Annotated in this window: 21 protein-coding genes; 2 read left to right on the top strand and 19 right to left on the bottom strand. The window is 66.0% G+C overall.

What is annotated here, in order from left to right; genetic code table 11:
* Positions 1 to 7: 7 nt before the first annotated feature.
* The 19 genes from cheZ to I8J34_RS20365 form a co-directional block, all read right to left on the bottom strand.
* The gene (gene cheZ / locus I8J34_RS20465) at positions 8 to 898 is read right to left on the bottom strand and encodes a protein phosphatase CheZ (protein WP_214363493.1); all 891 of its coding nucleotides are present in this window, start codon (positions 896 to 898) and stop codon (positions 8 to 10) included.
* Positions 899 to 926: 28 nt separating this feature from the next.
* A complete protein-coding gene (cheY, locus tag I8J34_RS20460) occupies positions 927 to 1,328 on the bottom strand; it encodes a chemotaxis response regulator CheY (protein ID WP_214363492.1) in 402 nt (133 codons plus the stop codon).
* Between the two features lie 37 nt (positions 1,329 to 1,365).
* Positions 1,366 to 2,343 carry a chemotaxis protein gene (locus I8J34_RS20455; protein WP_214363491.1) on the bottom strand — a complete coding sequence of 326 codons (978 nt, stop codon included), beginning with the start codon at positions 2,341 to 2,343 and terminating at the stop codon, positions 1,366 to 1,368.
* Positions 2,344 to 2,358: 15 nt separating this feature from the next.
* Complete coding sequence (locus I8J34_RS20450; protein WP_214363490.1) at positions 2,359 to 3,327, bottom strand: chemotaxis protein; 969 nt, start codon at positions 3,325 to 3,327, stop codon at positions 2,359 to 2,361.
* An 88-nt stretch (positions 3,328 to 3,415) separates the two neighbouring features.
* On the bottom strand, positions 3,416 to 5,095 hold the full coding sequence (locus I8J34_RS20445) for a methyl-accepting chemotaxis protein (protein WP_214363489.1): 1,680 nt from the start codon (positions 5,093 to 5,095) through the stop codon (positions 3,416 to 3,418).
* A gap of 277 nt (positions 5,096 to 5,372) precedes the next feature.
* Positions 5,373 to 5,672, bottom strand: a complete 300-nt coding sequence (locus I8J34_RS20440; protein WP_214363488.1) for an STAS domain-containing protein — start codon at positions 5,670 to 5,672, stop codon at positions 5,373 to 5,375.
* 28 nt (positions 5,673 to 5,700) lie between these two features.
* Positions 5,701 to 6,771, bottom strand: a complete 1,071-nt coding sequence (locus tag I8J34_RS20435; protein WP_214363487.1) for a protein-glutamate methylesterase/protein-glutamine glutaminase — start codon at positions 6,769 to 6,771, stop codon at positions 5,701 to 5,703.
* Positions 6,768 to 7,412 carry a chemoreceptor glutamine deamidase CheD gene (gene cheD, locus I8J34_RS20430; protein ID WP_214363486.1) on the bottom strand — a complete coding sequence of 215 codons (645 nt, stop codon included), beginning with the start codon at positions 7,410 to 7,412 and terminating at the stop codon, positions 6,768 to 6,770. Before cheD ends, I8J34_RS20435 begins: the two co-directional genes overlap by 4 nt.
* The gene (locus I8J34_RS20425) at positions 7,390 to 8,250 is read right to left on the bottom strand and encodes a CheR family methyltransferase (RefSeq protein ID WP_230411937.1); all 861 of its coding nucleotides are present in this window, start codon (positions 8,248 to 8,250) and stop codon (positions 7,390 to 7,392) included. Before I8J34_RS20425 ends, cheD begins: the two co-directional genes overlap by 23 nt.
* A gap of 77 nt (positions 8,251 to 8,327) precedes the next feature.
* The gene (locus I8J34_RS24715; RefSeq protein ID WP_304513756.1) at positions 8,328 to 11,198 is read right to left on the bottom strand and encodes a methyl-accepting chemotaxis protein; all 2,871 of its coding nucleotides are present in this window, start codon (positions 11,196 to 11,198) and stop codon (positions 8,328 to 8,330) included.
* A gap of 108 nt (positions 11,199 to 11,306) precedes the next feature.
* Positions 11,307 to 11,810, bottom strand: a complete 504-nt coding sequence (locus I8J34_RS20405) for a chemotaxis protein CheW (RefSeq protein ID WP_214363485.1) — start codon at positions 11,808 to 11,810, stop codon at positions 11,307 to 11,309.
* A gap of 105 nt (positions 11,811 to 11,915) precedes the next feature.
* Complete coding sequence (locus I8J34_RS20400) at positions 11,916 to 13,940, bottom strand: chemotaxis protein CheW (protein ID WP_214363484.1); 2,025 nt, start codon at positions 13,938 to 13,940, stop codon at positions 11,916 to 11,918.
* A gap of 12 nt (positions 13,941 to 13,952) precedes the next feature.
* Positions 13,953 to 14,318: a response regulator gene (locus tag I8J34_RS20395; RefSeq protein ID WP_214363483.1), complete on the bottom strand. Its 366-nt coding sequence runs from the start codon at positions 14,316 to 14,318 to the stop codon at positions 13,953 to 13,955.
* Between the two features lie 162 nt (positions 14,319 to 14,480).
* Positions 14,481 to 15,551 carry a flagellar motor protein MotB gene (gene motB, locus I8J34_RS20390; RefSeq protein ID WP_214363482.1) on the bottom strand — a complete coding sequence of 357 codons (1,071 nt, stop codon included), beginning with the start codon at positions 15,549 to 15,551 and terminating at the stop codon, positions 14,481 to 14,483.
* A 175-nt stretch (positions 15,552 to 15,726) separates the two neighbouring features.
* Positions 15,727 to 16,581 carry a flagellar motor stator protein MotA gene (motA, locus tag I8J34_RS20385; RefSeq protein ID WP_214363481.1) on the bottom strand — a complete coding sequence of 285 codons (855 nt, stop codon included), beginning with the start codon at positions 16,579 to 16,581 and terminating at the stop codon, positions 15,727 to 15,729.
* Between the two features lie 194 nt (positions 16,582 to 16,775).
* Positions 16,776 to 17,327, bottom strand: coding sequence for a flagellar transcriptional regulator FlhC (gene flhC / locus I8J34_RS20380; protein WP_214363480.1), 552 nt, complete (start codon positions 17,325 to 17,327; stop codon positions 16,776 to 16,778).
* Between the two features lie 15 nt (positions 17,328 to 17,342).
* Complete coding sequence (gene flhD, locus I8J34_RS20375) at positions 17,343 to 17,660, bottom strand: flagellar transcriptional regulator FlhD (RefSeq protein ID WP_214363479.1); 318 nt, start codon at positions 17,658 to 17,660, stop codon at positions 17,343 to 17,345.
* Between the two features lie 184 nt (positions 17,661 to 17,844).
* Positions 17,845 to 19,575, bottom strand: a complete 1,731-nt coding sequence (locus I8J34_RS20370; RefSeq protein WP_230411933.1) for a putative bifunctional diguanylate cyclase/phosphodiesterase — start codon at positions 19,573 to 19,575, stop codon at positions 17,845 to 17,847.
* A gap of 36 nt (positions 19,576 to 19,611) precedes the next feature.
* On the bottom strand, positions 19,612 to 21,660 hold the full coding sequence (locus tag I8J34_RS20365) for a GGDEF domain-containing response regulator (RefSeq protein ID WP_214363477.1): 2,049 nt from the start codon (positions 21,658 to 21,660) through the stop codon (positions 19,612 to 19,614).
* Between the two features lie 188 nt (positions 21,661 to 21,848).
* Between I8J34_RS20365 and I8J34_RS20360 the strand changes: the two genes are divergently transcribed.
* Together I8J34_RS20360 and I8J34_RS20355 are read left to right on the top strand one after the other, a co-directional pair.
* Positions 21,849 to 22,406, top strand: coding sequence for an NUDIX hydrolase (locus I8J34_RS20360; RefSeq protein ID WP_214363476.1), 558 nt, complete (start codon positions 21,849 to 21,851; stop codon positions 22,404 to 22,406).
* A 70-nt stretch (positions 22,407 to 22,476) separates the two neighbouring features.
* Positions 22,477 to 23,091: an HNH endonuclease gene (locus I8J34_RS20355; RefSeq protein ID WP_214363475.1), complete on the top strand. Its 615-nt coding sequence runs from the start codon at positions 22,477 to 22,479 to the stop codon at positions 23,089 to 23,091.
* Position 23,092 lies beyond the last annotated feature (1 nt).

Here is a 23,092-nt window from a genome sequence, read left to right as displayed (position 1 = left end):
CGTATCGTCAAAATCCCAGGCTCTCGAGCAGATCGTCGACCTGCTCCTGGCTGGACACCACATCATCCCGGCCGTCGGCGCTGATCACCGGGCCGTTCATCAGGCCTTCGTCCTTGCGGGCGGGTTTCTTGTCTTTCGGGGCGGTTTCGATCAACACCTCGAGCAACTGGGCTTCGAGCTGCTGCGCCATCGCCACCACTTTCTTGATGACCTGGCCGGTCAGATCCTGAAAGTCCTGCGCCATCATGATTTCGGTCAGTTGCGCATTGGTCGCGCGACTGTCGTCCACCGTCTTGCCGAGGAAATCGCGGGTCTGGCTGGCCAGCGCCTTGAACTCGTCCGCCGACAGCTCGTTGGCGAAGAGCTTGTCCCACTGCTGCTTGAGGCTCTGCGCGCCGTTCTCCACGCGGTCCTGCAGCGGTTTGGCGATGTCGGTGGCGTTGAGCACGCGGCTGGCCGCCTGCTCGGTCATCTGGGCGATGTAGTTGAGTCGCTGGCGGGCATCGGGCATCGCCTCGGCCGCCGCCTGCAATTGCTGGTCGTAACCCAGCTCGCGCAGGGAGTCGTGCACCTTGCGGGTCATCTGGCCAAGTCTCTGATACACCACATCACAACTGTGATCGTCGCCCGGCACGCCGGACAGGGGTACCTCGTTGCCCGGGGCGGGGGCGGCGACCGGTGCCGCCTCGGCCACCGCGGCGCTGCCCGGCGCTTCCGCAAATTCGTCGGCAACCGCGTCGAACAGCGCCTGCAGATCGTCCGAGTCCGAACCGTCGTCGGGCACTGCCTGGGCAATGATCTCCAGGCGCGGCTTCTCCGGTACCGAGGCAATGCTGTCGAACAGCGCCTGCAGATCGTCGGAATCGCCGGACTCGTCGAATTTCATCCGTTTTGCCATGCTTGAGCCTCCTGTTGTCCAACGGCGCTCAGGCGGCCGCCTTCTTCCCCATTTTCTCGAAGATCTTCTCGAGCTTCTCTGCCATCGTCGCCGCCGTGAAGGGTTTGACGATGTAGCCGCTGGCGCCGGCCTGGGCCGCGGCGATGATGTTTTCCTTCTTCGCCTCGGCGGTGATCATGAGCACCGGCAAGTCCTTGTACTGCGGGGTCTGCCGGATGGTCTGCAGCAAGGTCAGGCCGTCCATGTTGGGCATGTTCCAGTCGGTCACCACGAACTCGAATCCGCCGCTGGCGAGTTTCTGCAGTGCGGCCACCCCGTCTTCGGCCTCGTCCACGTTGGTGTAGCCGAGCTCCTTGAGCAGGTTGCGCACGATGCGGCGCATGGTCGAAAAGTCGTCGACAACGAGGAATTTCATGTTGGGATCCGCCATAGTTTTCTCCGGAGTTTTCCTGTTTCCCTGATGCCGCTCACCGGTGGCGCATCAGGAGCGGACGCAAGGTGTCCGCCAGATTGTCGGCATCGAACTTGGCCACATAGGCATCGACGCCCACGCGCTTGCCCATCGCCCGGTTGGCCTCCGAGGACAGCGACGAATGCATGACCACGGGAATGCCCTCGAAGCGGGCATCGGCCTTGATGTTGCGGGTCAGCACATAGCCGTCCATTTCCGGCATTTCGGCATCGACCAGGATCAGATCCACCTCGTCGATCAACGGCCGACCGCAGGCATGGGCATGCTTGGCCATGCCTTCGAGCCGGGTCCAGGCTTCCAGACCATTCTGGGCGTGCTTGTGCTTGACCTCAAGTTTGTCGAGGACTTCCGCGATTTTCTTGCGGGCGACCGCCGAGTCATCGACGAAGAAGATATTCACGTCATGCTCGGTACCCAGCGGCTCGATGCTGCCGATGATCGCTTCGCCGAAGGTGTTGGCGAGAATGGTTTCCACATCGAGAATCGAGACCAGCGTGCCGTCGGGCAGCTCGGTGATCGCGGTGATGAAGTTGCTGCCCCCGGAGGAGACGTTTTCGGGGGCGCGCACCTTGTCCCAATCGACTCGGATGATGCGATCGACCTCTTCCACCAGGAAGCCGAGCGTGCGCTTGCTGTACTCGGTGACCATCATCGAGCCGCCCAGCGGGTCGCCCGGCTGGGTCAGACCCAGCACCTTGGCCAAGGCCAGCACGGGGATCACGTTGCCGCGCAACGAGATCAGGCCTTCGACGCCCTTGGGCATGTTGGGGGCCTTGGTGACGAACGGCGCCTTGGACACCTCGCGCACCTTGAAGACGTTGATGCCGAAGGTCTCGCCGGTACCCAGCGAGAACAGCAGGATCTCCATGCGGTTGGAGCCGGCCAGCGTGGTGCGCGCATCGACCGCGTCGAGCAGGTTCTTCTCGGCCGCCGCGTAGGCGTCGTTCCGGGTTTGCTTCTGCACTTTGTTCATGTGCGTCATCCTCTCTCAGGCCGCCGCAGCGTCCGACTGGCCCTTCTCCAGCAAGCGGCGCAGTGTCGACGACAAGCGCTGCGGCTCGAACTTGGGCACGTATTCATCTACACCGACCGACAGCCCGAGCTGCTGATTCGACATGCCGGACAGCGAGGAATGCATCAGCACGGGAATCCCTTCGAAGCGCGGGTCGGACTTGATCTTCTTGGTCAGGATGTAGCCGTCCATTTCCGGCATCTCGATGTCCGTCAGCACCACGCCGACCAGGTCCTTGACCTTGCGTCCGGTGCTTTCGGCCACCACGGCGATCTTCTGCAACTCCTCCCAGGCCATGCGCCCATTCACTGCGACGATGCCCTTCGCGCCAAGCGCTTCCAGGGTCCGGGCGATCTGGTTGCGGGCCACCGACGAGTCGTCGGCGTAGAGCACCGTGGCTTCCGGGTTGTCGATCGGCGAGATGCCCTTGAACAGGTGGTCGTCGTCATAGCCGGAGGTCTCGGACAAGACCTTCTCGACGTCGAGCATCATCACCAGTTCGCCGTTGGGCAACTCGGTCACGGCCGTCACCAGCCCGCCGAGCTTGGCCACCAGCATTTCGGGCGGCACACGCATCTGCGACCAGTCGAGCCGCAGGATGGTGTCGACCGCCTCGACCAGAAAGCCCTGGGTATGCCCGTTGTACTCGGTGACGATCATGATTTCGCGCTTCGTATCGCCGCCGATGCCCGAATACTTGGCCAGATCCACCACCGGCACCAGGGTGCCGCGCAGGCTGACCATCCCCTCGACCGCACCGGGCATTTCGGGGGCCGCGGTCACCGCCGGGGTACGCATCACTTCACGCACCTTGAAGACGTTGATACCGAAGGTCTCGCGGCGGCCGGTGCGCGGATCGGTTCCGAGCGAAAACAGCAGGATCTCCAGTTTGTTGGTGCCTGCCAGGCGCGTGCGCGCATCGATATTCTTGAGCAAATCGGACATCTCGGTTCTCCGTCGATGCCTGGCCAACCCATTGGCGAGGCATCCTCTTGGCTGTTCCTGCTACTTACGGCATGTTGCCGATATACCTTTAGGCACGGTATCCAACTCTGAAGCCGCCCCAGTGCTTGCCATTGACGTACACCGGCGCGGACACGTCATGGAAGATTTCGCCGGTATCTCGGCGGTAGGTCTGGATCAGGAATTCGAGCTCATGCGCCCCGCACTGGCGGCCCACCGGGTCGTCGAAGATGCGCTTGGTGCGGTTGCCGACGAAGTCCTTCTCGTAGTCGCCGGTCAGCGGCTTGGAGAATGCCTTGTTGTGGGTCGGCACATAGGCCTTGGTGTCGGTGCCGATCGCGTAGACCGCCGCCGGGTGCTCGGACAGCACCGGCTCCTGGATGGCCGGGAAGATCTCATCGGCCAGCTTGTCGTAGCGCGAGGTGAATTTCTGCGGCTTGGTGTTCGGAATCGGCTCGTAGTGGCGATCGAACAGCGCCGTCATGTCGGTGCGCTTGTTGGCCACCGCCTGCTCCAGGGCCGCCGAGATCTTCGCCGCGGCCGCCTTGGCCAGCGCCGGCATCTGGCCGTGGATCTTCATGGCGTTTTCGCCGGTGGCGCCCAGACGGAACACCTTGCTGATCTCATGCAGGTTGACCGCCAGGCTCTCCAGCCGCTTGGCCTCGTCCAGCGTTGCCGACGCGCCTTCGGTATTGCGCTCGACCATGGTCATGATCTCGCGCACATTGGCCACCACCCCGTCGGCCACCCGGCTCTGCTGGGTGATCGCCACCGCGATGGCATCGATCTTCTCCATCGTCTCGGTGGCGCCACGGTTGATCTTGTCGAGCGAGTCGGCGGCCTGGCGGGCCAGCTCGGCGCCCGAGCGGGCCTGATCGCTACCGGCCTTGATGGCGCCGATGGCGCTGCGGGTTTCGGACTGGATGGCCTCGATCATGGCGCTGATCTCGGTCGTCGCCGTCGAGGTGCGTTCGGCCAGCTTGCGCACTTCGTCGGCCACCACCGCGAAGCCCCGCCCCTGCTCGCCGGCGCGGGCCGCTTCGATGGCGGCATTGAGCGCCAGCAGGTTGGTCTGGTCGGCGATCTCGCGGATCACCTTGACGATGCCGCTGATCGCCTCGGAGCGCTCGCCGAGCGCGGCGATCACCTGCGCCGACTGTTCGACCGAGCGGGCGATGCGTTCGATTTCGTTGGAGGCTTCGGAGACGATGCGCCCGCCTTCGAGCGACAACTCGCGGGCCTGCTGGGCATTCTGCGCGGTCTGCCCGGCATGCTCGGCCACCGCATTGACACCAGCCGTCATCTCCTCGATGGAATGCACCATGGCCTCGGATTCGGTCTTCTGGGTGCGCGAGCCGTCGGCCACCTTGCCGGCATGCGACGACAGCTTGTCCGCCGCCTCGGCCACCCGGTCGGCGTCGAAGATCACCTTGCCGACGATCCCCTGGAAGCTCTCGATCAGGTCGTTGAACCGTTCGGCACAGACCCCGACCGGGCCGCCGCCCAGATGCACCCGTTGCGACAGGTCGCCATCGCGGTACATCTTGTTGAAGGCCGCCTGCAAGGTCTCGAGCGGCGCCAGGATGCGGGCCTTGAGCACACCGGCCAGCACCGCCGCCAACACGCCCCCCAAAACCACATGCCCGCCGATCAGTGCCGCACCGGGCGATGCTCCGGCCATCATCGAAACAGCAACACCGGCCGCCGCGACGACGAGCCCGATGATGCCCACTCCAAGATACGTGCCCATGCTCATTTCCCTCCCCCGTGTCGAATCCGGGATGACTCTACCGCTATCGCAAACCGCGATTTGCATTGGTAAGCCGGATTACGGTACGGGGGACGCAATCTTTAGCGGCGTTTTCGATGCAGCAAGGAAGGAAAGCCGCCGAACGGCAGGGACTGACGCGTGCCGGCGGCGCCTGGGCGAACGCAGGCCGGGCACGAAAGCTAGTTCTTTGGTAATAGCCGACGAACGGCTGCGCCGTCGCGCCGCTCAGGCACGCAGGGAGCGTGCCGCGACACGCTCAGCTGATGACGAACAGCTTGCCGAAGTTGGCGATATCGAGCACCTGCCGGACGCTGCCGCGGGCGTTCACCAGGCGCACCTGATAGCCCTCGGTCTTGACCTTGTCGCGCAGCATCAACAGCATGCCCAGCGCCGAGCTATCCAGGTAGGACACCTCGCCCAGATCGACGCTGACATCCGCCTTGTGGCCGATGGCCCGTTCGACGCTGTCGCGAAACTCGCGATGCGCGTTGAAATCGAAGCGCCCGACCAATTTGATCACGGCGCCGGACTCGTCCTGGTTTACCGTTACGTCCATCATGACTCTCCTGACTCGACTGCCCTGTTCAGGCGTCCTGCGCCGTCGCCCCGGTCACGCTGCCCGACAGGCGGCTCATGATGCGCAAGGCCACCTCGTTGAGCGGCGCCACTTCCGACACGGCACCGATCATCGCCGCTTCCCGCGGCATGCCATAGACCACACAACTGGCCTGATCCTGGCCGATGGTCCAGGCACCGCTGCGGCGCATCGCCAGCAACCCCTGTGCACCGTCCTTGCCCATCCCCGTCAGCAGCACGCCGAGGGCCGACTTGCCGGCCACGGCGGCGGCCGAATGAAACAATACATCGACCGAGGGACGATGACGATTGACTGGATCCGCCCCTGAAAGCTCGCAATGATAGGCTACTGCGCGCTGCTTGAGCAGAAGATGTGAATGCCCCGGCGCCAGATAGGCGCAGCCCGGCATGATGCGTTCGCCATGCTCGGCTTCCTTCACATGGATCTGGCTCAGGCTGTCCAGACGTTTGGCGAAGGCGCTGGTGAACATCTCCGGCATGTGCTGCACGATCAGCACCGGCGGGCACTGCCGCGGCAGGCGCACCAGCACCTCGCGGATCGCCTCCGTCCCACCGGTGGAGGCGCCGATGCAGATGATCCGGCCCGCAGCCGCGCCCACGCTGGCCACCGGCGCGCCGGCACTGGCCGTGCCCACGGAGGGCGGCGACAGCCGACGCACATGGGCCTCGCGTGCGGCGCGGATCTTGTCGCAGATTTCTTCGGCATAGGCGGCCAGCACCGCCGGGTTGCGCCCGTCCGGCTTGCCCGACACCTCGACCGCGCCCAGCTCCAGCGCCTTGATCGAGGCCTCCGACTCCTTGCCGGTGAAGGCCGACACCATCACCACCGGCATCGGCCGCAGACGCATCAGCCGTTCGAGGAAATCGAGCCCGTTCATGCGCGGCATTTCCACGTCCAGCGTCAGCACATCGGGGTTGAGCGTCTTGATCATCTCCCGCGCCGCCAAGGCGTCGGCCGCCATGCCGACCACCCTCATGTCGGGCTGGGCATCGATCATCCGGCGCAGCAACAGGCGCGTTGCGGCCGAATCGTCGCAGATCAGCACCTTGATGCTCATGACACGGACGCCATCCGTGCCGCGCCGAACAGCTCGACTTCGCCGACGACCGGCGCTGCCAGGAGCCGTCGCTGGTAGATCCGTTCGCGCAGCAGTGCATCCACCGGCGCAGTGGCGCTCATCCGCTTCACCATCGCCCGACCGCTGTCCGGAAAGTACACCAGCTTGCGCGAGCATTCGTCCTGCAGATCTTCGGCCACGACCGGAATGCCCTCGGTGGCGAGGTAGTCCCGCACGAAACGCACATTGCGCGCCCCCACGTCGCTATGGATGATCGATGCTACCACCCGGCCGCCGCCGAACAGCTTGGCTTCGAGCCGTTCGCGCCGGGCGCCGAGCTTGAGCAGGTGGTTGATCAGCACCTCCATGGCGAACACGCCATAGCGCGCCGAGGCCGAAACGGCCCCTGCATCGCGCTCCGCGCCGGGCAGCATGAAATGGTTGAGCCCGCCGACCCCCAGCGCCACGTCGCGGATGCAGGCCGATACGCAGGACCCGAGCACCGTCGTCATCGCACCGCCGTCGGCGCTCACGAAGTACTCCCCCGGCTGCACCTTGACCATCTCGCGCGCGAAAGTCCGGTCGAAATAGCGCTGGGCCGCCAGATGCCCGGTGCGCTCAGCGGGTGTCGCGCGGGGCATCGCTGCGCTCATACACGGTGCGGCCGCGCGAGCGGAACAAGTCCGCCGCATGGAGAAAACTCTCCGAATGCCCGGCGAACAACAGCCCTTCCGGTCGCAGCAGCGGCGCAAAGCGCTGCAAGATGCCGTATTGGGTCGGCTTGTCGAAATAGATCATCACGTTGCGGCAGAAGATGAAGTCCAGCGGCCCACTCACCGAATAGCGCGCATCGAGCAGGTTCACCCGGCGAAAGCTGATCATGCGCTGCAGCTCGGGACGCACCCGCACCTGATCGGTCTGGCTGCCGACGCCCTTCAAAAAGAAGCGCCGCACCCGCGCCGGGTCCATGCGCTCGATCCGGTCGGCGCGATACACCCCGGCCTCGCCCTGGGCGAGGACCTGGGTATCGATGTCGCTGGCGACGATCTGCACGGGCGGTGTCATGGAGTTGAACGCCTCGCAGGCCGCCATGGCGATCGAGTAAGGCTCTTCGCCGGTCGAAGCCGCTGCACACCAGATCTTGATCGGCTGGCGGGTGCCCATCTTCTGCAGGCGCTCGACGAGAATCTCGAAATGGTGCGCCTCGCGGAAAAAGGACGTGAGGTTGGTGGTGAGCGAATTGACGAAGGTCTCGACCTCGGCCTTGTTGCGCTCGAGCCGCTCGAGATACTCGGCGAAGGTCTTGTCGCCACAGGCGCGCAGACGCCGCGACAGCCGGCTGTAAACCATGTCCTGCTTGGCTGGCGAGAGCGAGATGCCGGCCTGCTGATGGATCAGCCGGCGGATCTTTTCGAAGTCGGCCGTGGTGAATTGAAACTCGCGCAGCGGCGTTGCCGTGTCGATCGGAGACGGCGCCACCGGGCGCGCCGCCGTATCGCGACCGAGGGTCGCGGCGCGCGCCAGGGGGGGCAAACGATTGAAACCATCGACCACGATCAGAACTCCTCCCACTCATCATTCAGCGTACTGCCCCGTGCGCGCTTGACCTTGGGCAGCGGCGCGCCGATACCCGTGCGACGCGTGGTGCGGGTCGGCAAGGTCGCCACCTTCGCCCCCCGCGCCGGCGCGCGGCGGCCGGCGACCGCGCTCGGCATGTCGTCGGACACATGGAACTGCTGCACCATGTCGACCAACGCGCGGGCCTGCTCTTCGAGCCCCACCGCCGCGGCGGTGGCCTGCTCGACCAGCGCTGCATTGTGCTGCGTCACCTCGTCCATCTGGCTGACCGCCTGGGTGACCTGCTCGATCCCGGCGCTCTGCTCGCGGCTGGCATTGGCGATGTCGGTCACCAGGGTGGTGAGCCGTTCGAAATTGCCGACCACGTGATGCATGGTCTGGCCGGTGTCGTCGACCAGTTGCACGCCGTCCTCGATGGTCTTGGTCGAATCGGCGATCAGGGTCTTGATCTCTTTGGCGGCCTGCGCGCTGCGCTGGGCCAGGCCGCGCACCTCGGTCGCCACGACGGCGAAGCCGCGCCCCTGCTCGCCGGCCCGCGCCGCCTCGACCGCGGCGTTGAGCGCCAGGATGTTGGTCTGGAAGGCGATGGTATCGATGACGCCGATGATGTCGCTGATCTTGCGTGCCGAGCTCTGGATGGTGCGCATCATGCTCACCACCTGATGCATCTTCTCGCCGCCGGCCTGCGCCTCGGTATTGGCGGCCAGCGCCAGCTCGTTGGCCTGGCGGGCGCTCTGGGCATTCTGCTGGACGGTGGCGTTCAGCTCTTCCATCGAGCTGGCCGTCTCCTCCAGCGTGCTGGCCTGCTCCTCGGTGCGGCTCGACAGGTCGGCGTTGCCGGCGGCGATCTCTTCGGCCGCGTTGCTGACCAGCTCGGCGCTCTCCTGGATCTGGCCCACCAGCTCGCGCAGGCGCGCAACGGTCGCGTTGGTGTCGTCCTTGAGCTGGCCGAAGGTGCCGTCATAGTCGGCGGCGATGGTGCGCGACAGATCGCCGGCAGCCACACTGTTGAGCACCGCGGCCACGTCGCTCAGCCCCGACTGGATCAGGTCCATCAGCGCGTTCAGGTCGTCCGACAGCTGGCGCACGAAGCCATGCTTGTCGTCGACCGGCACGCGCTGGCTCAGGTCGCCGCGGGACGCCGCCTTGAGCAGGCTGGCCACCTCGTGCTCGACGGCCACCTCGGCCGTGCGCTCGACCCACTCGATCGCCGTTCCCAGCCGAGTACCCGCATCGTCGAGCACCGGCGTGACGGAAAAATTGAAGGTGCGCCCGCCCAGCGAGACGACCGCCCGGTGCGTGCGGTTGAGCCGCTCGAGGAGTTGCCGCTGGTGCGACGGATCCTGGTGGAAAACATCGATGCTCTGCCCCATCAGCGCGTTGGCCGAGAAATGCGGCAGATCCTTGCGGATGTCCGATTCGGCCTCGCGGAAGGTCTCGGCCATCGAGCGGTTCATGTAGATGATGTTCAGATCCTGGTCGGCGATCATGACGTTGGTCGCCACGTTGTCGAGACCGATCTTGATGCGCCGCGTCTCCGCCGCCGCCCGCCGCGCCTCGCTCATGTCGAAGCCCAGCTTGACCTGCATGCACTGCAGCCCGTTGAGCACGGCGCCGAGTTCGTCATGCTGGTCGATCCGCAGGCGCGCGCGGAAATTGCCCCCGCTGATCTGGCGCAGCGCTTCGTTGGCCCGGGCCAGCGGGCGGGTCACGGCGCGCAGCGTGCCGACGCCCATCACCACCAGCACCACGAAGGCGATCACCCCGCCGGACAGGCCCACCCAACGGAAGGCGGAAGACGATGCGGCGACCGCTGCGATATCCGAGCGGGCCAGCGCATCATGCGCGCCCATCAGCTCGGCGACGCGTTCCGACAAACGCGCCTGCGCCGGCAGCACGACGCTGGCGAAATGGCTGTCGAAAGCCGAGAGGCGGCCTTCGCGCAGCATCTGCACGGCCGGGCGCACCCCCTGATCCAGGAAGTCGGCCCGGGCCTTCAGGAAGCCGTCCACCCGCGCCCGCTCATCCTCCGGCAGACCGGCCGGCGCGCCCGATGCCCACAGGGCATTGGCCTGTGCGATGTCCTCTTCGATGGCCGAGATATGCCGCTCGATACCACCGTTGCGCTGAAGCTGGGCCGGGCCGCCCGGATCTTGCGCCGCGGCCAGACGCAGATTCAGGCCGATCTCGGCAAAGCGCTCATGGGCCTGCGCCAGCTTCATCGTCGGCACCAGACGTGCTTCATACACCGACGCCATGCCATGCTCGGCCGTCCGGATGCCGAAGTAGCCGATCGCGGTGCCGACCAGGATCAAGGTGCAAACGGTCAGCACCAGCGCGCTCAGGCGCTGGCGGATGGTGATGCCGCCGACAAGCTCGCGCCAGCGCCGTTGGCGCCGGCTGACGATCTGGCCGCCGTCGAAGGCCAGGCCCTCTGCCCGCCCCTCGCGAAACTGGCGATACACCTCGGCCACCTGCCCCACCGCCATGCGGTCGGCCTTGCTGCGCACCGACATGTAGCCGACCACCTGGTTGCCTTCGCGCACCGGCGCCACGCTGGCCAGCACCCAGTAGTAGTCCCCGTTCTTGCAGCGGTTCTTGACGTAACCGGTCCACGCCCGCCCGGCCCGGAGGGTCCGCCACATGTCCTCGAAGGCCTCGGCCGGCATGTCGGGATGGCGGATGATGTTGTGCGGGCGGCCGATCAACTCTGCTTCGGTGTAGCCGCTGACCTCGATGAAGTCGCGGCTCACATAGGTCATCTGCCCCTGGAGGTCGGTCATCGAGACGAGCGAGGCATCGCTCTCGACGTCGGCCTCGCGATCGGTGACCGGCAGGTTGGTTCTCATGGCGCTCCCTTCCGATGGCTCCGCGTCGCGCGGGCATCGCCCTCTTTCGGTATTGAGGCTATTTACGGCCGGCGCCCGGGCGACTTGAACGCCGCCACGCGGGGTTGATCAGCCGGCGTCGTCGGGATCGACCAGCCCCATGTCGGGCGAGCGCATCATGCGTTCGATGTCGAGCACGATCAGCATGCGCTCGCCGACGGTGCCTAGTCCGCGCAGGAATCCTGCGCCGATCGATGCCGACAATCCGGCCGCCGGATGCAGCTCGCGGGCCGGCAGCGACACCACGTCCGAGACGCTGTCGACCACGATGCCGACCACGCGCAGGCCGATGTTGAGGATGATCACCACGGTGAACGGCGTGTACTCGACGCCGCCCACGCCGAACTTGATGCGCAGATCGGCAATGGGCACGATCGTGCCGCGCAGATTGGCAACCCCCTTGATGAAGGCGGGGGTGCCGGCAATCGGGGTGACCGGATCGTAGCCGCGGATCTCCTGCACCCGGAGGATGTCGATGGCGTACTCTTCGTCGCCCAGAAAAAAGGTCAGATACTCGCACCCGCCCGCCGCGTCGTCGGTGATGCTGGGGGGGGCGCCGGCCTGCAGTGGCATCGGGTCGATCCTGTCGGTCTGTTGACGCCGACAACGGCAGAAAGCGGCGCTTTCTGAAGGGCGAGCCCGGCCAAAAAGCGCGTCTGGGCGGGAGCCTTCAGGCGCTCAGGCGGCGACCGACTGCAGGCGGCGGGCGCCGGCGACCAGTGCCTGCAGATCGAGAATCATCGCCACGCGCCCGTCGCCCAGGATGGTGGCGCCAGAGAAGCCCTTGACGCGCCGGAAGTGGGTCTCCAGGCTCTTGATCACCACCTGATGCTGGCCGAGCAGTTCATCCACGAACAGCGCCATCTGGACGCCGTCGACCTCGACCACCACCATGATGCCGGCACACCAGTCGGTGCCCCCGTCCGCCACGCCGAACTCGCGGTGCAACGCCACCACCGGCAGGTAGCGACCGCGCAAGCGAATCAGGCGCGGCTCGCCCGAGAGGCTGTGGATCATGTCGGGGCTCACCTGCAGCGACTCGGTCACATGCCCCAGCGGCAGGATGTAGGTTTCGCTGCCGACCCGCACCGACAGGCCGTCGAGGATCGCCAGCGTGAGTGGCAGACGCACGGTGAAGCGCGTGCCGACGCCGGCGATCGACTTCACATCGATCCGCCCGCCCAGCGCATGGATGCTGCGCCGGACCACATCCATGCCCACCCCGCGACCGGACACCTCGGTGACAATCTCGGCGGTCGAGAAGCCAGGCTCGAAGATCAGCGCCCACACCGCCTCGTCGCTCAGGCTGTCCGGCGCCGGCAGGCCGCGCTCGCGCGCCTTGGCAAGGATGCGCGCGCGGTCGAGGCCGGCCCCGTCGTCGCCGACCTCGACCACGATGCTGCCGCCCTGCTGCGAAGCCGACAGCGTGATCAAGCCGCTCGGCGCCTTGCCCGCCGCGACACGCGCCTCGGGCAACTCGATGCCGTGGTCCAGGCTGTTGCGGATCAGATGGGTGAGCGGATCGGCCAAGCGCTCGACCAGTCCCTTGTCGAGCTCGGTGTGCTCGCCCAGGGTCTTGAGTTCGACCTGTTTGCCCAGCTTGCGCGACAGGTCGTGCACCAGCCGGGGAAAGCGCGAGAACACCATCGACACCGGCAGCATGCGCACCGACATCACCGAGGCCTGCAGGTCACGGGTATTGCGCTGGAGTTGGCCGAGGCTGGCCAGCAGGCGCTCGTGAAGCACCGGGTCGAGCCCCTGCGAGGATTGCAGCAACATGGCCTGGGTGATGACCAGCTCGCCGACCAGATTGATCATCTGATCCACCTTGTCGACACCGATACGGATCGAGGTGTCGGCCCCGGCCGCCGGCTTGGCCTCGCCGGCCGGCTCCCGCGGCGGCGCTTGCGGCGCGGGCACGGAGACCGGGGCGGCGGGCAGATCCGGCAAGGGGTCGAAAAAGCCGTAGGCGGTCTCTTCGCCGGCCGGCGCCCCGCCGTCGGTGGCCGAAATCTCCACCGTGCCCGGCGCGGCCATGAAATCGAGAATGCCCTGCAAGGTGTCGGCCGGCATCAGGGTGGTGATCTTGAGCCACCAGCGTGCGTCGTCCGCCTCGGGCGGCGGGCGATACACGATCTCGACCCCGCCGATCCGCCCCAGCTCGTCGAGCAGGTTGTCCTGCAGCGTCGGCTGCGCCGCCACGGCCGGCTCGGGCACGAAGCGCACGTCGAACACGTCGGCCTGCAGGCCACGGGACTCGCGCACGGGCAAGGGGTCGGCCGATGCCGCCACGGCCGGGGCTTGGCCCACCGGTGCGGCGGGCAGCAGCCGCGTCAGTCGCTCGATGATGGCCGCTGCCGGCGCCGGATCGACCTGGCATTCCTGGCGATGGCCCGCCAGTTGCGCGCGCAGGATGTCGTCGGCGGCCAGACAGGCATCGACCATGTCGGCGGTGAGTGCCCGCTCGCCTTTGCGCACCGCATCGAGCAGGTTTTCCATCACATGAGTGATGTCGGCCATGTCGGAAAAACCGAAGGTGCCGGCCGAGCCCTTGATGGAATGGGCCGCGCGGAACACGGCATTGAGATCTTCGTCGTCGGGGCGACGCAGGTCGATCGACACCAGCAGCGATTCGATCTGGCCCAGATGCTCGGCGGCCTCGTCGAAAAACACTTGATGGAACTGGCGCATGTCGATGGACACGATCCGCCCTCCTCAGCCGATGACCTTGCGCACCACTTCGATCAGCTTGAGCGGATCGAAGGGCTTGACCATCCAGCCGGTGGCGCCGGCCGCGCGCCCCTGCGATTTCATCTCGTCGGAGGATTCGGTGGTCAACATCAGGATCGGCACCTGCCGGTAGGCAGGCAACTCGCGCAATGCGCGGACCAGGCCGAGGCCGTCCATGCGCGGCATGTTCAGATCGGTCAGCACCAGATCGAAGACCCGCTCGTTGGCCTGCTCGAGGCCGTCGCAGCCGTCCGCCGCCTCGACCACCGTATAGCCGGCGCTGGTGAGGGTGACGCAGACCATCTGGCGAATGGAGGTCGAATCGTCAACGGCAAGTACGTTCTTGGTCATGCTCCCTGTCCTGTTGATTGACCTGGCACCCGCCCTGCGCGGCCGTCCGGCACCTCGTTGCGGTCGCGCCAGTGGCGCACAGTACGCGCGCCGTCCGCCCTGTTCACTACGTCATGGGCGCCATCGACTTTAGTGGCTCGCGACGCGGCGGCGCGGCAGGCGTCAGCGCATCTGCGGCATGACGATGCGCGGCCGCAATTCGCCGCGCGGCGAATCCAGCGGCGGCGGTGCCGTCCCTGCGTCCATCGGGGGCGGCGGCAAGGCGATCAGCGGTTTGCGCTGGCCGATGCGCTCGGCAATGGCCGCCTCGTCGCTTCCGTTGCCGACCTCCAGGGGCTCGGGTGTGCCCCGAATCGCCGCTTCGGTCTTGCGGTTGAGTACGATGATGCTGATCCTCCGGTTGGTCGGATCATAGGGGTCGTCGCTCTTGAACGGGACGGTGTCGGCCAGCCCGACGACACGGATCACCTTGTCGTCCTCCAACCCGCCGCTCACCAGCTCGCGCCGCGAGGCGTTGGCCCGGTTGGCCGACAGCTCCCAGTTCGAGAACCCGCGGCTACCGCCGGCATAGCGGCTGGCGTCGGTGTGGCCGGAGAGGCTGATGCGGTTGTCCACCTGGTTGAGCGCACGCCCGATGGCATGCAGCAAGGTACGGGTATAGGACTGCAGCACGTCGCTGGCCTGGGCGAACATCGGGCGGTTCTGCTCGTCGACGATCTGAATGCGCAGGCCCTCTTCGGTGATGTCCATCACCAGCTGGTCCTTCAGCACCCGCAGCGCAGAGCTGGCCTCGATCAGGGCCTCGATCTGCCCCTTGAGGTCGAGCAGCGCGGCGCGTTCGTTCGCTTCGAATTCGGCCGCGTCGTTCCCCTTGGCAATGGCCGAGGGATCGCGCGCGGCGTCAAGGTTGATGGTCTTGTTGCCCTGCACGTCGCCGCGCTTGAGCTGGCCCAGCGAGCGGGTCAGATCCTCGCCCCCGCCCTTGATGATGCTGGAGCTGTCGCCCGAACCGGTTCCGCCTTCCAGGCCGACCTTGAGCGGGTTCTGGAAAAAGTCGGCAATGCCTTCCTTGTCGCCCTGGGCGGTCGAGCCGAGCAGCCACATCAGCAGGAAGAAGGCCATCATGGCCGTCACGAAGTCGGCGTAGGCAATCTTCCAGGCGCCCCCGTGGGCACCCCCGCCGCCCTTCTTGATCTTCTTGACGACTATCGGTTGTTGGGTATCGTCACTCATGCGATCACGATCTCAAGGCGATCCGGCCGGCTCAGAAGTTGTGAAGAAATCGTAGCGAGCGCAGGCAGATCGGGTGCGGCCGGCGCGCAGCAAGCGGAATGTATTCAAATACATGAGCATTGCGAGCACCGCCCAATCCCGAGATGCCAAGCGCAGTCGATTTATTCACAACTTCTCAGCCCTTGCGGCTCTTGACTTCGGTTTCGAGCTCGATGAAGGTCGGGCGATCGGTCGAGAACAGCACCTTGCGGCCGAACTCGATGGCCACCTGCGGTGCATAGCCGTTCATGCTGGCGAGCAGCACCACCTTCATGCACTGATAGATCTTGCTGCCCTCTTCGACCTTCTGCTCGAGCTGACCGGCGATCGGCGCCACGAATCCGTAGGAAGCCAGAATGCCGAGGAAGGTGCCGACCAGCGCGCCGCCGATCATCTTGCCGAGCACGGCCGGCGGCTGGCCGACCGAGCCCATCACGTTGACCACGCCCATCACCGCCACCACGATACCGAAGGCCGGCACGGCATCGGCCACTTTCGACATCACATGCGCCGGGCCATGCGCTTCCTGGTGGTGGGTTTCGATTTCCATGTCCATCAGGTTTTCGATTTCGAAGGCATTGAGGTTGCCGCCGACCATCATGCGCAGATAGTCGGTCAAGAACTCGACCGCGTGATGATCGGCCATGAAAGACGGGTACTTGGAGAAGATCGGGCTGGACTCGGCGTTTTCGATGTCGCCCTCGATCGACATCAGGCCTTCCTTGCGCACCTTGGACAACAGCTCGTACATGAGCGACAGCACGTCCATGTAGTAGGCCTTGTTGTAGGCGGAGCCCTTGAGCACCGACGGCAGCGCGCCCAGGGTCGCCTTGATGTTCTTCGCGCCGTTGCTGGCGATGAAGCCGCCGATCATCAGACCGACGATCGCCACGTATTCGGTGGGTACCCACAGCGCCGCCAGGCTGCCGTGAATGGCATAGGTGCCCAGAGACGCGGCGAGCACGATGACGTATCCGATGATGAGGAACATCGAAGCAACCCTTGTGTTGTCTGATCTACGGCACGGGCGCTCCGCACGGGGCCACGTGACACAAGCCTGCTAACGGCGCTGCCAAGAGAAACTTGAGCACCTGAACGGCCTGAGAATGGCTTGCCGCGGGCCTTTCAAAAAAAACCGCCGGTAATCTCCGGCGGCATGGAACCCCTTGCAAAGCAAGGAGGAGGTCAGACCATGGCATTGCGATCAGTCGCAATCCTCCGTGAGCGGCGACCCTTTCCGGCTCGGGAGGGCATGTTGCACAGACCGCACACATACTCATGCGTGGGATCGTAGGCATGCGCGACATAGTTGCCGCCGCAGCATGTACACGTGGCCTGTTGCAACAAATCGGCATCGAAGAAGCGCACCAGCGTCCACGCGCGGGTGAGGCTCAGCACTTCTTCCATATCTTCGGCCTCGATGTGATCGAGGTACAGGCGGAACGCCTTGAGGATGGCGTCCAGATCCGGCAGCGCCGCGGTGTCCTTCATGAACCGGTAGAAGGACATGAACAGCGAGGAATGGACGTTGGGCTGCCAGGTGATGAACCAGTCGGTCGAGAACGGCAGCATGCCCTTCGGGGGCGAGACGCCGCGCACTTCCTTGTAGAGCTTGAGCAGGCGCTCGCGGCTCAACTGCGTTTCGGATTCGAGCATCTGCATGCGCGCGCCGAGGCGGATCATCTCCACTGCACGCTGGATGTCTTCGGCTTCGGCGAGAACGCTCTTGTTGCGCATGGGGCTCTCCCGGGATCAGGCCAGCGTTTCGACCGGCTTGCCGGCGGCGATGATGGCGGCATGCAAGGAGGCGGTGGCCGCATCGCGGCCCTGGCCGGAGAGCATGCCGAGCAGCGCGCTGTCGTCGAAGCGCACGCGGCACAGCATCATCTGCTGGCTGGACAGGCGCACGATCTGGGCGGTGGTCAGCGAGGCGAGCAGATCGGCCACGTCGGCGCCGATACCCAGACGGAACATGGCGATCTCGCGATCCTCGCGCACCAGTTGCTGGGCGAGCATGAGATAGGCGAGATTGAGTTCCCGGATTTCGTCCTGCAAGTCGGCGCTTTTCATTATTGAACCCTCCTGACCCTGGTCGCGCAGATGCACTATTGGGGACCAATGTGCTCGGAGGCAGGCGGCGCCGGTATCGGGGCGGAAGGTAAGTTCCCGTCAGAACATGGACGGTATGGCGTGTCAGGTTTTTTCTGACACATTCAGACATATTTGCGCGCGGCGCGCCGTGCGCGGGCCGGGATCAGCTCGGTGCGAGCACGTCGTCCGGGGTCTCCAGCAGCGCAAGAATACGCTCGATGCTCATCGGCCGCCCGAAGTAATAGCCCTGGAAATACTCGCAGTTCTCGCGTTTGAGGATCTCCACCTGCTCGGCCGTCTCGACGCCTTCGGCAATCGTCGAGCGCCGCATGCTGTGCGCCAGCGCGATGATGGCACGGACGATGGCCGCGTCTTCCTCGTCCACGCACAGGTCGCGCACGAAGGATTTGTCGATCTTGATGACGTCGAGCGGAAAACGCTTGAGGTAGGACAGCGACGAATAGCCGGTGCCGAAGTCGTCGACCGAAATGCGCACGCCCATGTTGCGCAGCGCGCGCAGCATGCCGGCGGTCGATTCGGCGTCCTGCATCAGCGAGGATTCGGTGATCTCGAGCATCAAGGCCTTGGGCGACAGCGAGGAGGCGCTCAGCGCATCGCGTACCGCTTCGAGCAGGCGCGGCTGGCCGAACTGCACGGCCGAGACGTTGACCGACACGCTCATGTGCGAATGCCCAGCCACATGCCAGCCGCGGCAGCAGCGGCAGGCCTCTTCCAGCACCCAGGCGCCGATGTCGACGATCAGGCCGGTTTCGTCGGCCAGCGTGATGAAGCGGTCCGGCGCCACCCGACCCAGGCGCGGGTGGTTCCAGCGCACCAGCGCTTCGGCGCTGACCACCTTGCCGGTGCGCGCCTCGATCACCGGCTGGAATTCGAGAAACAGCTCGTTGCGTTCGACCGCATGGCGCAGATCCGCCTCGAGCGCCACACGCTCGGTGGACGCCGCGTTCATCGTCCGGTCGTAGAAGCAGTAGTTGTTGCCGCCGCGCTTCTTGGCCTGCGCACTGGCGGTCTCGGCGCTCATCAGCAGCTCATAGACCTGCGTGCCGTCGGCGGGAATCAGGGCCACGCCGGTGCTGGGCGTGAGAAACAGCTCGATGCCGTCCTTCATGAAGGGCGCGTCGAAAACCTTGTCGATCCAGCGGGCGAACACTTCGGCACTTTGCCGCTCGCCGATGCCGGGCACGAACACGCCGAATTCGTCGCCGCCGAGCCGTGCCAGCAGCACGTCCGACTGCAGCACCTCGGTCAGCCGCTGGCTGACCTCCTTGAGCACCGCGTTGCCCGCCTCGTAGCCGAAGCTGGCGTTCACCCGCAGAAAGCGGTCGATGTCGATCACGAACAGCGCACCGCGCACGGTGCGGCCCTGGCGCTGCGTGGTCGCCAGCCACTCGGTGACCTTGTCGCAGAACAGGTTCTGGTTGGGCAGCGCCGAGAGCTTGTCGTAGTAGGACAGCTGCTGGATGCGGTCGTCGGCCTGGCGCACGGCGCGCCGCGCCTGGGCCCCGCGCAGCTCGCGCTCGATGACCGGCACCATGCGCTCGTACTGCCCCTTGGGAATGAAGTCGTGCACGCCGTCGTACATCGCCGAGACGGCCAGCTGGTGGCTGATGTGCGCCGAATGGATGATGAACGGAATGTCGCGCCCGCTGCGCTTGAGCACTTCGAGCGCCGCCAGCGCGTCGAAGCCGGGCATGTTGTGATCGGAAATGACCAGGTCCCAGTCATTGCCGGCGAGCTCGGCCGCCATGTCGATTTCGCTATCGACACGGCGATACTCGATGGCCACGCCCCGCTGGGCCAGTTCGGCCTGCAGCAGGAAAGCATCGTCCTCGACATCGTCAACCACCAACGCCCGAATCGGTCTGTCTGGCATGGCAGCGGCGTCCTCCGCTTGCATTTGTATATCGACCTAGCCGCGTTCGTTCAACACCGTCGGGCTTACGGCACCGTCGGCATAAACTTGAGTCCCTTTCATGCCCACATGCTGACCCGCCAGTCCTTGACGGATAGCGTCTGCGCATACGCCGGACTGGACGCTCGCCACCCGGTTGCGCCCCTGCGCCTTGGCCAGATAGGCGCCCTGGTCGGCCACCTTGATCAGGGCGTCCGGGTCCGGCATGTGCGCTTCGCTCTGGGCCACTCCGGCGCTGATCGACAGGCTCAAGACCACCTCGCCCGCGCTCACCCGCGCGGCGCGCACCGCCTGACGCACCCGCTCGCCGCAATGCAGCGCGGCCTCCAGATCGGTTTCCGGACACAGCACCAGGAACTCGTCGCCGCCGGTGCGCGCCACCATGTCCGGGGCGCGCAGCGCATGCTTGATGGCCGCGGAGATCTGGCACAACACCTGGTCGCCGACATCATGGCCATGGGTATCGTTGATCTGCTTGAAGGCATCGATGTCGATCACCATTGCGCACAGCGGTCGCCCGCTGCGCTGGGCACTGGCCCAGGCCTGCTGCATGCGCTCGATGGCATAGCGCCGATTGGGAAAGCCGGTCAGCGGGTCGGTCATGGCGGCCTCTTCGAGGCGCCGGTTCTTGACCGCCAGCTCGGCGGCGAAACGGCGGATCTCCTCGCGGTCGTGCTCGACCTCCTGCTGCAGCCGGATCACCCGATGGCCGGCCCGCAGCCGCGCCGCCAGCAGGCGGGGCCGCACCGGTTTGGTCACGTAGTCGTCCGCGCCATTGTCGAAGGCCTCGATCAGGCACTCGTCGTCCCCGTGTTCGGTCAGGACCAGGATGTAGATACCGCGGCCGATCCGCGTCTGTCGCAGGGCACGGGTCAGGCTCAGGCCGTCGATCTCGACCACGCCCGCGTCGACCAGCATCATCTGCGGCTGCACCTCCAGCGCCAGCTCCATGCCCTGGCGCCCGCAATCGGCCTCGAACACGTCATGCCCGGCACGCTCCAGCATGCCGCGCAGCAACCCTCGCACGGCCGGATCGGCATCGACCACCAGCACCCGCAGGCGCGAGGCCGCCACCATGCTCGGCGACTTCGCCGCCTCGGCCGCCGCGCCCGATGTCGACCGCGGCCCCATCGCCGGGACGGGTGTCGTCATCGGCGGCAGGGCCTGTGCCGGCATTTTCAACAGGCGCGCCCAGTCGACCCAGCTCTCGATCGCGCCGTCGCACAGGGCGTTGACGCCGTCGGGATCGATCCCCAGCCGCTCGCCCAAGGGATACAGCCAAGCCACCCGCTCGGCCCGCCCGCTCGGGTCGGCCAGGCAGGTCTGGCGAATGGCGTCGGCCAACCGCAGGGCATCCAGAATCTGGCGCTGCCGGCTGTCGGCCGGCCATTGCGCGCGCTCAGGCACTTCGAACAGCGCCGCGGCCTCGACGAACAGACGCGGCAGCCCCCAGTCGGCCAGCATGGCGGCGGTCAGCTCGCGATGGTCCATGGCAAAGGCGGTGCGCTCACTGGCCGCCAGATCGCCGTCGTCGGACGCGCTCAGGAGCGTCAGCAGCTCGCCGTAGGCATCGGGGTAGATGGTGGCCAGCGCCAGTTCGCCGATCCGCGACAGCAGACCGAGGCAGAACATTTCGTCGGGCGGCACCGTGCGGATGCGCTGTGCCACCGCCTGCAGGGCCACCGCCGTCAGCAGCGCGCCGGACCAGTAGGCATCGTAGTCGAAGGCCTTGCAGGCGCCGCTGCGCAGGCTCGACAGCAGCGAAAAGCCCAGGGCCATGTTGCGCACGGCCGGCAAGCCGAGCACCGTCAGCGCGTCCTGGACCGAAGCGATCTTCCGCCGCCCGCCGACGGTCGCGCCATTGGCCGCCTTGATCAGACGGCCGACGAAGGCCGGATCGGTCTTGATCACGCGCGTCAGCTCCGCCAGCGACACGTCGTCCTGGCGGGTCAGGCGAATGATGGCCAGCGCCGAGCCTTTGGGCGAAGGCAGATCCCCCGAGGCTTTGATCTGCTCGAAGGTTCGGATGTCTATCGTGGAACCCATGCGTTTGTCTTGGTTCTCGTCCGGTCGCGTGAAGCGCGTGTGGCGCCGTCTGGGGATCTCCCGACAGCTTACGGCCCGTCGCCGCCCGACTTTAGACCCGCGCGCATGGGCCGGCCGATACGGTCGCGTCGCCTGCTAGAATGAGCCAGCTCAGCGGCCCGCGCGAGCGGGCGTTCCGGAGAGTGTTCATGAAGTTCTGTTCAGCCTGTGGCGCCACTGTCAGCCTGCGGGTCCCGGCCGGGGACGCGCTGCCCCGTCATGTCTGCGACGACTGCGGCGAAATCCACTACCTGAATCCGAAAATGGTGGTCGGCGCAATTCCGGTGTGGGGCGACCGGATCCTGCTGTGCCGACGGGCCATCGAACCGCGCTACGGCAAATGGACCCTGCCGGCCGGCTTCATGGAGAATCGCGAAACCACCGCCCAGGCCGCCGCCCGCGAAACCCTCGAAGAGGCCTGCGCCCGCATCCGCGTCGGCCCCCTTTTCGCGCTGGTCAATATTCCCGAGATCAGCCAGGTGCATCTGTTCTACCGGGCCGAACTGCAGGACGCCGACTTTGCCGCCGGCGCCGAATCGCTCGAGGTCGCGCTGTTCCACGAAGCCGAGATTCCCTGGGACACCCTGGCCTTCCGCTCGGTCACTTTCGCCCTCAAGCGTTTTCTCGAGGATCGCCGCAACGAACGCTATGGCGTCCATACCGAGGATCTGGCCTTGGCCAGGACCTCCCTCCCGGAAGGAACCTAAGCCTGGTCCAAACGCTCTAACAGGCGAGTTTCGGACCGCCCGCCCCCCACTGACCGGAGCGCCTTGCCACATGTCTGCCGTTGAATCTCCTGACCTGCAGCCCCATCGACCGGCAGCCCGTCCGTGGATCCTCACCCTGGACACCAACGGTCACCCCCACCGCTGGGTCAGCTGGCAGGCGGCCTGTACCTATCACGCGCGCGACATGGTCGCCTGGTCGATCGGCGCCCAGGCCTTTCACATTCTCGGGGGCACCTGCCGCATCACCGGCGAGCGCTCGTCGATCAGCAGCCAGAGCATCATCGCCATCAAGGGCCGTGCCTTGCGCCCCGGCAGCCTGCGGCAAGTCCCGCCGCTGAACAACCGCGAACTGTTCCACCGCGACCGCCACACCTGCGCCTACTGCGGCACCACCCTGTCGGGCGCACTGCTCACCCGCGACCATATCGAGCCGGTCTCGCGCGGCGGCAAGGATGTGTGGATGAACGTGGTCACCGCCTGTCGCAGCTGCAACCAGCGCAAGGACAACCGCCGCCCCGAGCGCGCCGGCATGACGCTGCTGTACGCCCCCTACGTGCCCAACAAGGCCGAATACCTGATCCTCTCCAACCGCAACATCCTGGCCGACCAGATGGATTTCCTGGTCCAGCATGTGCCCAAGCAGAGCCGCGTCAGGCTGTCCTGAG

The organism is Denitromonas iodatirespirans (assembly GCF_018524365.1).
GTDB lineage: Bacteria > Pseudomonadota > Gammaproteobacteria > Burkholderiales > Rhodocyclaceae > Nitrogeniibacter > Nitrogeniibacter iodatirespirans.
The sequence above is the reverse complement of the archived record's forward strand: the minus strand, read 5'-3'. Positions and strand labels throughout refer to the sequence as shown.